The sequence below is a fragment of the Stutzerimonas degradans genome (genome assembly GCF_024448505.1).
GTDB lineage: Bacteria > Pseudomonadota > Gammaproteobacteria > Pseudomonadales > Pseudomonadaceae > Stutzerimonas > Stutzerimonas degradans.
The window spans coordinates 1-13,516 of the sequence record NZ_JAMOHV010000007.1; the positions used below are offsets into that span (position 1 = coordinate 1).

General features: G+C 62.3%; 16 protein-coding genes. 12 read left to right on the top strand and 4 right to left on the bottom strand.

The genetic code is table 11. The annotated features are described in order from the left end of the window. From NAV27_RS10880 to NAV27_RS10915, 8 genes are all read left to right on the top strand, one after another. Window positions 1-245, top strand: a 245-nt coding sequence (locus NAV27_RS10880; protein WP_256055301.1) for a cbb3-type cytochrome c oxidase subunit II, incomplete at its 5' end; no start/stop codon positions are given. Between the two features lie 6 nt (window positions 246-251). Then, complete coding sequence (locus NAV27_RS10885; RefSeq protein ID WP_008567805.1) at window positions 252-437, top strand: CcoQ/FixQ family Cbb3-type cytochrome c oxidase assembly chaperone; 186 nt, start codon at window positions 252-254, stop codon at window positions 435-437. Further along, window positions 438-1,355, top strand: coding sequence for a cytochrome-c oxidase, cbb3-type subunit III (gene ccoP / locus NAV27_RS10890; protein ID WP_008567806.1), 918 nt, complete (start codon window positions 438-440; stop codon window positions 1,353-1,355). A gap of 138 nt (window positions 1,356-1,493) precedes the next feature. Beyond that, window positions 1,494-2,906: a cytochrome c oxidase accessory protein CcoG gene (gene ccoG, locus NAV27_RS10895; protein WP_102828388.1), complete on the top strand. Its 1,413-nt coding sequence runs from the start codon at window positions 1,494-1,496 to the stop codon at window positions 2,904-2,906. A 12-nt stretch (window positions 2,907-2,918) separates the two neighbouring features. After that, on the top strand, window positions 2,919-3,419 hold the full coding sequence (locus NAV27_RS10900) for a FixH family protein (protein WP_102828387.1): 501 nt from the start codon (window positions 2,919-2,921) through the stop codon (window positions 3,417-3,419). A gap of 7 nt (window positions 3,420-3,426) precedes the next feature. Beyond that, window positions 3,427-5,826 (top strand): heavy metal translocating P-type ATPase, encoded by a 2,400-nt coding sequence (locus NAV27_RS10905; protein WP_102828386.1) that lies wholly within the window; start codon window positions 3,427-3,429, stop codon window positions 5,824-5,826. A 62-nt stretch (window positions 5,827-5,888) separates the two neighbouring features. Then, window positions 5,889-6,101 (top strand): cbb3-type cytochrome oxidase assembly protein CcoS, encoded by a 213-nt coding sequence (gene ccoS / locus NAV27_RS10910; RefSeq protein ID WP_102828385.1) that lies wholly within the window; start codon window positions 5,889-5,891, stop codon window positions 6,099-6,101. After that, the gene (locus tag NAV27_RS10915) at window positions 6,094-6,804 is read left to right on the top strand and encodes a sulfite exporter TauE/SafE family protein (protein WP_102828384.1); all 711 of its coding nucleotides are present in this window, start codon (window positions 6,094-6,096) and stop codon (window positions 6,802-6,804) included. The genes ccoS and NAV27_RS10915 overlap by 8 nt, the downstream gene beginning before the upstream one ends. Before the next feature lie 36 nt (window positions 6,805-6,840). Here the strand turns inward: NAV27_RS10915 and nadE are convergent, their stop codons facing one another. Beyond that, a complete protein-coding gene (nadE, locus tag NAV27_RS10920) occupies window positions 6,841-7,668 on the bottom strand; it encodes an NAD(+) synthase (protein ID WP_102828383.1) in 828 nt (275 codons plus the stop codon). 196 nt (window positions 7,669-7,864) lie between these two features. Here nadE and hemN point away from each other — a divergent pair, with 196 nt between their 5' ends. From hemN to NAV27_RS10940, 4 genes are all read left to right on the top strand, one after another. Further along, window positions 7,865-9,247, top strand: a complete 1,383-nt coding sequence (gene hemN / locus NAV27_RS10925) for an oxygen-independent coproporphyrinogen III oxidase (RefSeq protein WP_102828382.1) — start codon at window positions 7,865-7,867, stop codon at window positions 9,245-9,247. 106 nt (window positions 9,248-9,353) lie between these two features. Beyond that, the gene (gene fnr / locus NAV27_RS10930; protein WP_008567816.1) at window positions 9,354-10,091 is read left to right on the top strand and encodes a fumarate/nitrate reduction transcriptional regulator Fnr; all 738 of its coding nucleotides are present in this window, start codon (window positions 9,354-9,356) and stop codon (window positions 10,089-10,091) included. 17 nt (window positions 10,092-10,108) lie between these two features. Beyond that, entirely contained in the window at window positions 10,109-10,657 is a 549-nt protein-coding gene (locus NAV27_RS10935; protein WP_102828381.1) for an adenine phosphoribosyltransferase, read from the top strand. A 17-nt stretch (window positions 10,658-10,674) separates the two neighbouring features. Next, window positions 10,675-11,274, top strand: a complete 600-nt coding sequence (locus NAV27_RS10940) for an SCO family protein (RefSeq protein ID WP_102828664.1) — start codon at window positions 10,675-10,677, stop codon at window positions 11,272-11,274. A gap of 8 nt (window positions 11,275-11,282) precedes the next feature. Here NAV27_RS10940 and NAV27_RS10945 read toward each other — a convergent pair whose 3' ends face one another. The 3 genes from NAV27_RS10945 to NAV27_RS10955 are packed head-to-tail and all read right to left on the bottom strand — an operon-like array spanning window position 11,283 to window position 13,485. Further along, window positions 11,283-11,957, bottom strand: coding sequence for a type 2 periplasmic-binding domain-containing protein (locus NAV27_RS10945; RefSeq protein ID WP_008567819.1), 675 nt, complete (start codon window positions 11,955-11,957; stop codon window positions 11,283-11,285). A gap of 11 nt (window positions 11,958-11,968) precedes the next feature. Then, window positions 11,969-12,742, bottom strand: a complete 774-nt coding sequence (locus NAV27_RS10950; RefSeq protein ID WP_102828380.1) for an ABC transporter permease — start codon at window positions 12,740-12,742, stop codon at window positions 11,969-11,971. Then, a complete protein-coding gene (locus NAV27_RS10955; RefSeq protein WP_008567821.1) occupies window positions 12,739-13,485 on the bottom strand; it encodes an ABC transporter ATP-binding protein in 747 nt (248 codons plus the stop codon). The genes NAV27_RS10950 and NAV27_RS10955 overlap by 4 nt, the downstream gene beginning before the upstream one ends. Between the last annotated feature and the right edge of the window lie 31 nt (window positions 13,486-13,516).

A 13,516-nucleotide genomic window follows, 5' to 3' on the forward strand; every position in this document is an offset into this window, starting at 1 on the left:
CTCACTTGTTCAACCCGCGCAACGTAGTACCGGAATCGAAGATGCCGTCCTACCCGTGGCTGGTCGAGAGCACCCTGGATGGCAAGCACACTGCCCGGAAGATGGAAGCGCTGCGTACCCTCGGCGTGCCCTATACCGACGAAGACATCGCCGGTGCTCGGGATGCCGTCAAGGGCAAGACCGAAATGGACGCCTTGGTGGCCTATCTGCAGGTCCTCGGCACTGCACTCACGAACAAACGGTAACGCATGATGGATATCGGGACTCTTCGCGGCCTGGGCACTGTGCTGGTTTTCGTCGCTTTCGTCGGCGTCGTGCTCTGGGCCTACAGCAGCAAACGCAAGAATAGCTTTGACGAAGCCGCCAACCTGCCCTTCGCAGACGACGAGACCGACGCCAAGAAGCGTGATGAAGAAGCTTCCAGGAGTAATAAATAAATGACCTCGTTTTGGAGTGGGTACATCACCCTGCTGACCCTCGGCACCATCGCCGCTCTGGTCTGGCTATTGCTGGCCACTCGCAAGGGACAACGCCACGACAGCACCGAAGAAACCGTCGGCCATTCCTATGACGGCATCGAGGAGTACGACAACCCGCTGCCGCGCTGGTGGTTCATGCTGTTCGTCGCTACCGTCATCTTTGCCCTGGGCTATCTGGTTCTCTACCCGGGCCTGGGTAACTGGAAAGGCGTCCTGCCCGGCTACGAGGGTGGCTGGACCCAGGTGAAGGAATGGCAGCGCGAGATGGACAAGGCCGGCGAGCAATACGGCCCGCTGTACGCCAAGTACGCCGCCATGCCGGTTGAGGAAGTCGCCCGCGATCCGCAGGCACTGAAGATGGGTGGCCGTCTGTTTGCATCGAACTGCTCGGTCTGCCACGGCTCCGACGCCAAGGGCGCCTACGGCTTCCCGAACCTGACCGACAACGACTGGCTGTACGGTGGCGAGCCCGACACCATCAAGACCACCATCCTGCATGGCCGCCAGGCCGCCATGCCGGCCTGGAAGGACGTGATCGGTGAAGAAGGCATCCGCAACGTGGCTGGCTATGTACGCAGCCTGAGCGGCCGTGATACCCCAGAGGGTATCAGCGTGGACGTTGAGCAGGGTCAAAAGATCTTCGCGACCAATTGCGTAGTCTGTCATGGACCTGATGCCAAGGGCATCGCTGCGATGGGCGCACCGAACCTGACCGACAATGTCTGGCTGTACGGTTCCAGCTTCGCCCAGATTCAGCAAACCCTGCGCTATGGTCGTAACGGCCGCATGCCAGCCCAGGAAGCTATCCTTGGCAACGACAAGGTGCACCTGCTGGCCGCATACGTTTACAGCCTGTCCCAGCAGCCGGAGAACTGATTCCGGCGGGGTCGGAAGCGACCACCTGTCGCACCTGACCCCGTATCTCCGGGCGTACCATTCGCAGCTGAACAGAAAAATGATCCCGATCGGCATGCATCGGTCGGGACACCCACCTTCCGCCGTGGTATGCACTTGATGACTGAGCAGATCCCCGTTCGCGATGTAACTCCTCCGGCCAAGGTCGCAGCCTCCAATGACCTTTACGCCGCCCGTGAAAAAATCTACACCCGCGCCTTCAGTGGCCTGTTTCGCAACCTGCGACGCGTAGGCGGCGCAGCGCTGTTCATCCTGTTCTTCGGCACGGTATGGCTCAACTGGGATGGCCGCCAGGCCGTCTGGTGGGATTTGCCGGAGCGCAAGTTCCACATATTCGGGGCAACCTTCTGGCCCCAGGACTTCATGCTGCTGTCGTGGCTGCTGATCATCTGCGCCTTCGGCCTGTTCTTCATCACCGTTTTCGCGGGACGCGTCTGGTGCGGCTATACCTGCCCGCAGAGCGTGTTCACCTGGGTATTCATGTGGGCCGAGAAGATCACCGAGGGTGATCGCAACCAGCGCATGAAGCTGGACAAGGCGCCGATGAGCGCCAACAAGCTCCTGCGCAAGTTCGCCAAGCATGCGATCTGGATTGCCGTCGGCATTCTCGTCGCCATCACTTTCGTCGGCTACTTCACGCCGATTCGTCAGCTCGTTCCCGACCTGGTCACCCTCCAGGTCAATGGCTGGACGGCCTTCTGGATCGGCTTCTTCACGCTCGCCACGTACGGCAGCGCCGGCTTCCTGCGCGAGCAGGTGTGCATCTATATGTGTCCTTACGCGCGCTTCCAGAGCGTGATGTTCGACAAGGACACCCTCATCGTTTCCTACGACCCGCGTCGCGGCGAGAAGCGCGGCCCGCGCAAGAAGGAAGCGGACTACAAGGCCATGGGACTGGGCGACTGCATCGACTGCACCATGTGCGTGCAGGTCTGCCCGACCGGTATCGACATCCGCGATGGTCTGCAGATCGAATGCATCGGCTGCGCGGCGTGCATCGACGCTTGCGACGCAATCATGGACAAGATGAACTACCCACGCGGGCTCATCAGCTACACCACCGAGCACAATCTTTCCGGCCAGCAGACCCATCTGCTGCGTCCGCGCCTGATCGGCTACGCCGTGGCGCTGAGCGTGATGATCGGACTGTTCGCCTACGCGGTGTACGACCGTCCGCTGGTCAAGCTGGACGTCCTCAAGGACCGCGTTCTGTATCGCGAGAACGAGCAAGGTCGGATCGAGAACGTCTACACCCTCAAAGTGATGAACAAGGCCCAGCACGCGCAGAGCTTCGTCATCACGACGTCCGGGTTGGACGGGCTGGCCTACGAAGGCCGCAGCGAAGTTCGCGCGCAGGCTGGCGAGCTGGTCACCATTCCGGTCGAGCTGTCCATGGCGCCGGAGAAGCTGCCATCCAGCACCAACGAGATCGTCTTCCACATCAAATCGATGGATGACGAGTCGATCAGCGATGAGGCTGACAGCCGCTTCATCGGCCCAAGCATCCGTTAAACAAGGTTCTGCATGCGCTCCAATAACGAACAGACGCGTTGGTATACCCAGTTCTGGGCCTGGTTCGTCATCGGCATCCTGCTGATCTCGGTGATACTCGGGGTGTCGATGTTGACCATCGCGATCCGCAACGCCGACAGCCTGGTCGCCGACAACTATTACGATGCCGGCAAAGGCATCAACCAGTCGCTGGAGCGCGAGAAACTCGCCGAAAACCTGGGGATGCGCGCGCAGCTGGTGCTGAATGAGCAGCGCGGACTGGCCGAGATCCAGCTCAGCGGTGCCAGCAAGCCCCAGCAGCTGGTGCTGAACCTGCTTTCGCCGACGCAGCCGGAGCGGGATCGCCGTATCGTCCTGCAACCGCAGGGCGATGGTTTCTATCAGGGTCAGATGCAGGAATCGGTCAGTGGCCGGCGCTTCATCGAACTGCTCGGCCGGGAGGGCGAGCAGGACTGGCGCCTTTACGGAGAGCGGACCATCGAACCCGGCCAATCGCTGGAACTGATTCCTTGAGCCTCTGATGGCCCAGCCTACCCCCTGCTACCACTGCGGCCTGCCGGTTCCGACCGGCAGCCACTACCAGACGCTCGTGCTCGGTCAGATCCGACCGATGTGTTGCCCAGGCTGCCAGGCCGTGGCGGAAACCATCGTCAAGAGCGGTCTGGAGAGCTACTACCAGCACCGCAGCGACGCTGCGATCAATCCGCAAGCCCTACCCGAAGCGCTCAGCGACGAACTGGCGCTCTACGATCGTCAGGACGTGCAGCAGCCGTTCGTCAAGCATGACGGCGAGCTGGCCAGCACCTCCCTACTGATCGAAGGCATCAGCTGCGCCGCCTGCGGCTGGCTGATCGAACGGCATCTCAAAGGGGTCGATGGCGTAGCCGAGGCCAGCCTCAATCTTTCCAATCATCGCCTGCAAGTACGCTGGAGCGACGCCCGCCTGCCACTCAGCGAGCTGCTGGCAGAGCTACGTCGCATCGGTTACGCCGCGCACCCTTATCACCCCGATCAGGCCGCCGAACACCTGGCCAGGGAGAATCGTCGGGCCATGCGTCAGCTCGGCGTTGCCGGGCTGCTGTGGATGCAGGTGATGATGGCGACGATGGCCACCTGGCCGGAATTCAATCTCGATCTTTCCGCCGGCATGGACAGCATCCTGCGCTGGACTGCGCTGCTACTCACGACGCCCATCGTTTTCTACTGCTGCACCGATTTTTTCAAAGGTGCGCTACGCGATCTGCGCACTCGTCACCTGACCATGGACGTCTCGGTCTCGCTGGCCATCGGCGGTGCGTACATCGCCGGCATATGGTCGACACTCACCGGCCAAGGCGAACTGTATTTCGATGCGGTCGGGATGTTCGCTCTGTTCCTGCTCGCCGGCCGCTATCTGGAACGACGCGCCCGCGAGCGGACCGCCGCGGCCACTGCGCAGCTGGTCAATCTGCTGCCCGCCTCCTGCCTGAAGCTGGACGAAGCCGGACACAGCAGCCGAATCCTGCTCAGCGAACTGCAGGTCGGTGATCGGGTGCTGGTGCAACCTGGCGCGCTGATTCCGGCTGATGGTGTTATTGCCAGCGGTCAGTCGAGCGTTGACGAATCGGTGCTGACCGGCGAGTACCTGCCGCTGGCGCGCGGCGTCGGCGATAGCGTGACCGCCGGCACACTGAATGTCGAAGGTCCGCTGACCGTTGCAGTCCAGGCATTGGGCGACGACACCCGCCTTTCGGCAATCGTTCGCCTGCTCGAACGCGCCCAGGCAGACAAGCCGAGACTGGCAGAACTCGCCGACCGTGTAGCGCAATGGTTCCTTCTGATCGTATTGGTAGTCGCCACGGTGGTGGGGCTGGTCTGGTGGCAGATCGATTCGGCGCGGGCGTTCTGGATCGTGCTCGCGCTGCTCGTTGCCACCTGCCCCTGTGCCCTGTCACTGGCGACGCCGACCGCGCTGACCACCGCGACGGGCACGCTGCACAAACTCGGGCTGCTGTTGACCCGGGGGCATGTGCTGGAAGGACTCAACCAGATCGACACGGTAATTTTCGACAAGACCGGCACCCTTACCGAAGGCCGCCTGACGCTCACAGCCGTGCACAGCCTCGGCGCGCTGGATGGCGATGCGTGTCTGGCGCTGGCTGCAGCGTTGGAAAACCGCTCGGAGCATCCGATTGCACGAGCCTTCGGACGCGCGCCGCAGCCGGCAGACACGGTGGACAGCGTGCCCGGTTTGGGCCTGCAAGGTAGCGTGGGCGGCCGTAACCTGCGCATCGGCCAGCCGGCCTTCGTCGCGGCGGGTTACGGCGCCGCGGCACCGGTGATTCCCGGGGATCAGGGCCAATGGCTGCTGCTCGGAGACGAACAGGGACCGCTTGCCTGGTTGGTACTGGACGATCGCCTGCGCGAGGACGCTCCCGCCCTGCTTGCTGCCTGCCGGCGCAAGGGCTGGAAGACCGTGCTGCTCTCCGGCGACAGCTCGCCGATGGTTGGACAGATCGCCGAGCAGCTGGGCATCGATCAGGCTGAAGGCGGCCTGACACCAGCGGCCAAGCTGGCGCGTCTGCAGGAAATCCAGGGGCAAGGGCGTCGCGTGCTGATGCTGGGCGATGGCGTCAACGATGTGCCCATTCTGGCAGCCGCCGATATCAGCGTGGCGATGGGTTCGGCAACCGATCTTGCAAAAACCAGCGCCGATGCGGTTCTGCTGTCCAACCGTTTGCAGAGCCTGGTGCAGGCCTTCGACATCGCCCGCCGCAGCCGCAGGATCATCGTCGAGAATCTTGCATGGGCCAGTCTCTACAACGGCCTTATCCTGCCGTTCGCCGCGATTGGCTGGGTTACCCCGCTGTGGGCCGCGCTGGGCATGTCCGCCAGCTCGCTGCTGGTGGTCCTGAACGCCCTGCGCCTGACGCGTCATTAGGACTGGACCTTCCGCGCCCGGCTCCGCGACACTGAATGTTCCCTCGTAACCGGAGATTCGCTATGGCTGCTCTATACATTCTGATTCCGGTTGCCGTTGTCCTGGTCGCTGTGGCGATCTGGATCTTCTTCTGGGCCGTGGATAGCGGCCAGTACGACGATCTCGACGGCCCGGCGCACAGCATCCTCTTCGATGATGACGAAGCCCCGCAGACGTCCTCGGAGCAACAGCCGCGCCCTCCGCAGGCTGGTGAAGAGAAAGCCGATCGTGACTGAGCTGGCGCCGCTGTTGCTTTCGGCGTTGGTGCTCGGGCTGCTCGGCGGCGGGCACTGCCTGGGCATGTGCGGCGGATTGATGGGCGCGCTGACGCTGGCGATTCCGCCCGAGCAGCGTGGCAAACGGTTGCGCCTGCTGCTGGCCTACAACGTCGGCCGTATCCTGAGCTATGCCCTGGCGGGGCTGCTCATCGGTTTTGCTGGCTGGGCAGTGGCCAATAGCCCCGCAGCACTGGCGTTGCGCGTCATTGCGGCGCTGCTGCTGATCGGCATGGGACTCTACCTGGCTGGCTGGTGGAGCGGCCTGACGCGGGTAGAAGCGCTGGGACGCGGCCTCTGGCGTCACATCCAGCCCTATGCCAGCCGCCTGATGCCGGTCACCAGCCTTCCGCGCGCACTGCTGCTCGGCGCGCTGTGGGGTTGGCTGCCTTGTGGTCTGGTCTACAGCACGTTGCTCTGGTCAGCCAGCCAAGGCGATGCACTCGACAGCGCACTGTTGATGCTGGCGTTTGGGTTGGGCACCTGGCCCGTGCTGCTGGCCACCGGGCTGGCGGCCGAACGGCTGACGACATTGCTGCGCAAGCGCGGCATCCGCGTCATCGGCGGTGTGATGGTCATCCTGTTCGGCCTCTGGACCATGCCCGGCCCGCATCAGCAGTGGCTCATGGGGCACGGTGGCGTCTCGGCGCATTCGGCGCACTGACAGCGACACACAGCGGGCGCGTTCGCCGCCTGCTCATCACGGCTCCTTTGGCATCTGCCGCTTGTGCGCCGTCTTGTCGTAGGTCTCGACGATGATACGCGCGGCCTCTGCCGATACCGGCTGCCCGAGCAGGAAGGCATCGATGTCACGATAGGCCACTCCGTGCGCCTCCTCGTCCGGCCGACCCGGCATCAGCTCTTCCAGATCCGCAGTCGGCACCTTGTGCACCAGCTGCGCGGGGGCACCAAGGGCTGCGGCCAGCTGGCGCACCTGTCCTTTCACCAGGCCGGCAAGCGGTGTGAGATCGCACGCCCCATCACCGAACTTGGTGTAGAACCCCATTACCGCCTCGGCCGCATGGTCGGTGCCGATCACCAAGCCCTGTCGGGCATTGGCGATGGTGTATTGCGCCACCATGCGCATCCGCGCCTTGGTGTTGCCCAGCACGAAGTCGCGCTTGCCAGCCGGCAGCGGTGCCAGCGCCTCGGTAGCCTCTGCGAGCCCGAGTACCGCGGCGGCTATGTTCACCGTGTGGCACTCATCGGGTTGGATGGTCTCGATCGCCAGCTGTGCTTCATGCTCGTCATGCTGAGTCTGGTACGGCAGGCGCACCGCGATGAAACGGTAGTCATCGCCCTCGCCAGCCGCGCGCATTCCTTCCACCGCACGCTGTGCGAGCAGGCCCGCGGTCGTCGAATCGACACCACCACTGATGCCAAGCACCAGCGTCTTCATTCCCGACTCACGCAGACAGTTCTGGATGAATCGGACCCTGCGATCGATCTGCGCCTGGATCGCGGCGTCCCCGTCAAAGGGCGGCTGGACTCCGAGCGCGGCGGCGATTTCGGCTTGGCGACTGTGCATGTTTTCTCCTGGCCTGAGGCGCAAATGAACATGGAGGGTTGGGTACTCATCCGACCACGATCGGCCGAGATTTCTCTGGTTCGAACCGCTGATCTGGATGGCGCCGCTAGCGTCAGGGCTAGTTTGATACAGGTCAAGTCGATTGACAGGCGCCCCCCCTAGAATCCGGCCACCGCTGCCAGAACCGGGAAGCCATATGCTCAATTCCATTCGTTGGGATGCCGACCTGATCCGTCGCTACGATCAGGCAGGGCCGCGCTATACCTCCTATCCGACGGCAGTACAGTTCAACGGTGGCATCGGTTCGTTCGAATTGCTGCATGCGCTGCGCAGCAGCCGCCACGCCTCCCGCCCGCTCTCGCTCTACGTCCATCTGCCGTTCTGCGCCAACACTTGCTACTACTGCCGCTGCAACAAGGTCATCACCAAGGACCATGGCCGCGTGCTGCCCTATCTGGAGCGACTCGAGAAAGAAATCGAGCTGGTAGCACGCCACCTCGGGCCGGACCAAGTGGTGGAGCAACTGCACTTCGGCGGCGGAACACCGACATTTCTCAGTCATGACGAACTGCGTCGCCTGATGGCTCACCTGCGCAAGCACTTCAATCTGCAGGATGACGATCATGGCGACTTCAGCATCGAAATCGATCCGCGTGAGGCCGACTGGTCCACGATGGGACTGCTGCGCGAACTGGGCTTCAACCGGATCAGCGTCGGCGTCCAGGATCTGGACCCGGAGGTCCAGCGTGCCGTCAACCGCATGCAGACGCTGGAGCAGACCAGTACGCTCATCGAAGCTGCACGCACTTTGCAATTTCACTCGGTGAACATCGATCTCATCTACGGCCTGCCGCTGCAGACGCCCGAGCGCTTCGCCAAAACGGTGGCGACTGTCATTGCGCTACAACCGGATCGGTTGTCGTTGTTCAACTATGCCCATCTGCCGGAACGCTTCATGCCGCAGCGACGTATCAATGCTGCTGATCTTCCCAGCCACGCTGACAAGCTCGCCATGCTCCAGCGCAGCATCGAGCAGCTGACGGATGCAGGCTATCGCTACATCGGCATGGATCACTTTGCGCTACCCGACGACGACCTGGCGATGGCTCAGGAGGACGGCACACTGCAGCGCAACTTCCAGGGCTATACCACCCACGGGCATTGCGACCTCATCGGTCTGGGCGTCTCGGCGATCAGCCAGGTCGGTGATCTCTACAGCCAGAACAGCAGCGACATCACCGTCTACCAGCACACGCTCGACCAAGACCAGCTGCCTACCACACGCGGCCTGCGTTGCAGCGAGGACGACCGCATCCGGCGGATGGTGATTCAGAAACTCATCTGTGATTACGAACTGAGCTTTGCCAGCATCGAGCAGACCTTCTCGATCGATTTCAAAAGCTACTTCCGTGCCGTCTGGCCACAACTCGAGCAGATGGCCGCTGACGGTCTGGTCGAGCTGAGTGAACATCATCTGATCGTCCAGCCCGCTGGACGGCTGCTGGTCCGGGCAATTTGCATGTTGTTCGATCACTATCTCACCGATACTGCGGACCAGCGTTATTCGCGCATCATCTAGATAAACGAAAAAGTTCCATCTTGTCGCATGCAACCTCGGGCCGATTGGATATTGCCGCCCGCTGGGGTAACCTTGCCCGCTATACACAGGCTCTCTGGAAACCCCCATGCCCGAGTCGATCAAGATCCGCGCGCAGCGCCAAGCCCATTGCAAGGATTGCAGCCTTTCCGGCCTCTGTTTGCCGCTTTCCTTGAATATGCAGGACATGGACGCGCTCGATGACATCGTCAAGCGCGGACGACCGCTGAAAAAAGGTGAAACCCTGTTTCGTCAGGGCGACGCCTTCAGTTCGGTATTCGCGGTGCGTTCCGGCGCACTGCGCACGTTCAGCGTCACCGATGGTGGCGAGGAGCAGATCACCGGCTTCCATCTGCCGAGCGAAATGGTCGGGCTGTCCGGCATGGATACCGAGAGCTACCCGGTCTCCGCACAGGCGCTGGAAACGACGTCGGTGTGCGAGATCCCCTTCGAGCGCCTCGACGAATTGAGCGTGCTGCTGCCGCAGCTGCGCCGCCAGCTCATGCGCATCATGAGCCGCGAAATTCGCGACGATCAGCAAATGATGCTGCTGCTGTCGAAGAAAACCGCCGACGAACGCATCGCGACGTTCCTGATCAACCTGTCGGCACGCTTCAGCGCCCGCGGCTTTTCGGCCAATCAATTCCGCCTGCCAATGTCGCGCAACGAAATCGGCAACTACCTGGGGCTGGCGGTCGAGACAGTCTCGCGCGTTTTCACCCGGTTCCAGCAGAACGGTCTGCTCGAGGCCGAAGGCAAGGAAGTTCGCATTCTTGACTCCATCGGTCTGTGCGCCCTGGCTGGCGGCAGCATGGACGCTCAGTAGACCGACAGGGTGCGCGCATGATCTTCGATGAATTCAGCATCAAGACTCTGATCCGCCCAGTACCGGACTTCCCCCGCCCCGGCGTGATCTTTCGCGATATCACGCCGCTGCTGCAGTCACCCAAAGCCTTGCGCATGGTCGCCGACAGCCTCATCCAGCGATATGTGGAAGCGGATTTCAGCCACATCGGCGCGCTGGATGCGCGCGGTTTTCTGCTCGGCTCGATTCTCGCTTACGAACTGAACAAACCGTTGGTGCTGTTTCGCAAGCAGGGCAAGCTGCCAGCGGATGTCCTTTCGCAAACCTACTGCACGGAATACGGCGAGGCGCAGCTGGAAATCCAGGCCGACAGCCTGTGCGAAGGCGATTCGGTCGTGCTTTTCGATGACTTGATCGCAACCGGCGGTACGCTGATTGCCGCGGCGCAACTCGTTCGCCGAATGCGCGCTACCGTCCACGAAGCGGCCGCGATCATCGATCTGCCGGAACTTGGCGGCTCGCGCAAGCTGCAGGACATGGACATTCCCACCTTCACCCTCACGGCGTTCTCGCTCAACGAGCGTTGATGTTGAGGGCGGCGTTCATGCGCGTATTTCGCCGCTTCCTGTTCTTCTTCCTGGCAATGACCACCGGCGCTCATGCGCTGGACCGCGATGTGCTGCTGGACGAGGCCAATCTGCTGTTGCTGCCGCGCGAACGAGCAATACCAGCGCTGCATCTCGTCGATCAGGATGGCCAAGCATTCGACACCCGTGATCTGCGTGACCGCTGGCACCTGCTGTTCCTCGGCTTCACCGCCTGCCCGGACGTTTGTCCGACTACGCTCAGCGATCTGCGCCGCCTGCTTGGCCGTTTGCAGCCCGAGCTACGTGAACGCGTTCAGGTGGTACTCGTCAGCGTGGATCCGGCACGCGACACGCCGGAACGCCTGAAGCAATATCTCGCCTACTACCGCTCAGGATTCAAGGGATTGACCGGCGAGCTATCCGAGCTGACCAAGCTATCCAAGGCGCTCGGCCTGCCCTTCGTACCCGCGAACACAGCAGATGGCGATTACAGCGTAAGCCACAGCGGCAACATCGCACTCGTTGCGCCAGACGGTAGCCTGCGTGGGCATATACGCGCGCCACTCAAGCTGAATGGCTTGGCAGACGCGCTGCAGGAACTGGTCAAGAGCCAGTAACTCCAGCGTCAGTGGCAATCCAGGGTGTCGGCCAAGACGTAGGCCTGAAACGCGACATCATCGATGGCCTGCTGGACGAGTGCCTGCAGCCGTCCATTGGCGTGCCACTGCTGCTGTAGTGCATCCACCTTCTCCTGCAGCTCCGGCGTACTTGCTGCCACCCATAGCTGCATGTCCGCATCCACCAGGCGCGGTAGGAGACGGTTGAAGCGGCGCCACTCAGGCAGTTCGGCAATGTTCTCCAGCAAGCTCGCATCCTCGACGACAATGCGGCACTCGCCCAGCTTCAAACCAATCAACGCCTCGGTCGAGCTGGGATAAGGGCGCGCAACAGCGCCAAAGCGTTCCGCCACGGCTGCCATCTGCGGATTGCCCGCCGCGATGCAGAACGATTCACCGTGCAGCTGCGCCCACTCGCGCGGTCCATCGGAGGCGGCGCCGAGTGCAGCGATTTCCGTCTGGTAAAAGAGCGAACCATCCCCAGTCGTGCCGACGCGGAAATCCTCGACAGCTGACTGCAATGTTTCACCCAACGCCGCAGCGATCGTACTGTCGAGACTACTCTGGGCATCGCTCGACAGCGCACGGTAGGTTTCGCCCGTAGCCGCCGACTGCGGCTCGCCCAGCGTCAGGCCTGGCAGGCACAGAGCCGCGAGCAAGGCGATGCGCGGGAACGCAGCCACAGGCAGCCTCCTCAGACGTACTGGTAGCGCAGCATGCGCTGCTTGAACTTCTCCAGGACCACCTGATCGATCAAGGTCGCTAGAATGGCGATCACTAGGATGTTCATCATCACCCCGACCATATCGGCGATTTCGCCGGAATAAGCCAGCGAGCGACCGAGGCCCTGGCCGAAGCCGATCAGCATCTCGGCGGAAATCAGCGCACGCCAGGCGTTGCCGAACGCCAGCTGGGCACCGGTGATCAGCTCCGGCATCACCGCCGGCAGGTAGACGCGACGCAGTAGCTGCCAGCGCGAGGCTCCCATCACACGCGCCGCCGCCACATGTACAGGCTGCACGCTCTCGGTGGCATTCATCACCGACAGCGCCATCGGGAAGAACGCCGCCAGGGCCACCACCACGATGATCGGCAGATTGCCAAAGCCCATGACGATGAGAAACAGCGGCACCCAGGCAATCGACGGAATCGACTGCAGGATGACGATGGCCGAACGGAGAATCTCGCGGAAGAAGAAAAGCACCCCGCCCACCAGACCGAAGCCGATGCCGAACAACAGCGCGAAACTGTAGCCGCTGCCGAGGCGACTCATGCTGCCATACAGCCCCTCACGAAACTCCGGCTCCTGCACCGCGCCGATCATTCGCTCGAACACGGTGGGTATTCCCGGCATCAGGAATGCCGGCAGACTCCAGGTGGCGGCCTGCCAGATCAGCAATATGAACAGAATCGCCAACACCACGGCGAGGTATTTCTTCGCTCCAGTCAAACGACGTCCCTGGCTCATGCGTGTTCGACCTCCGTCTTGATACCCAGCAACCGCAGAATCTCCCGGCGCTCGGCAGCGAATTCGGAAAGATCGTGACTCTTCTCGCAATGGGTGAAGTTGAAGGTTTTCAGCACACGGGCCGGGCGCGCACTGAACACCAGCACGTGATCGGCCAGATAAAGGGCCTCATCGACATCGTGGGTCACCAGCAGCACGGTCGGCTGATGCTCCTCGATCAGCTCGCGCAACACATCCTGCAGCGCCATTCGCGTCAGCGCGTCGAGCGCACCGAATGGTTCGTCCAGCAGCAGCACCTCGGGCTTGGCGATGAACGCCCGCGCCAAGGCCGTACGCTGGCGCATTCCGCCCGAAACCTGGTGGGGATAGTAGTGTTCGAAGCCTTCCAGATTGACGCGCGCCAGCCAGGCTGCAGCCTGCTCGAACGCGCTGCCTTTGGCGACACCCTGCAACTCCAGCGCCATTGCCACGTTCGCCTGCAGGCTGAGCCACGGATACAGCGCATGCTCCTGAAAAACCAGGGTGCGTTGCGGGCTCGGCGCGGAGATCGGTTGACCATCAGCCAGCACCCGTCCCGCACTGGGTTTTTCCAGCCCGGCCACCAAATGCAACAAGGTCGATTTGCCACAGCCGGACGGACCGACCAGCGCCACCAACTCGCCCTGCGCGAACTCGCCGCTGAAGCCCTTGATGACTTCCAGCTGACCAAAGCGTTTGTCTACTTCATCAAACCTGAGTTGCATAAACACTCTTGAACAGAAAGTGGCTCATCGA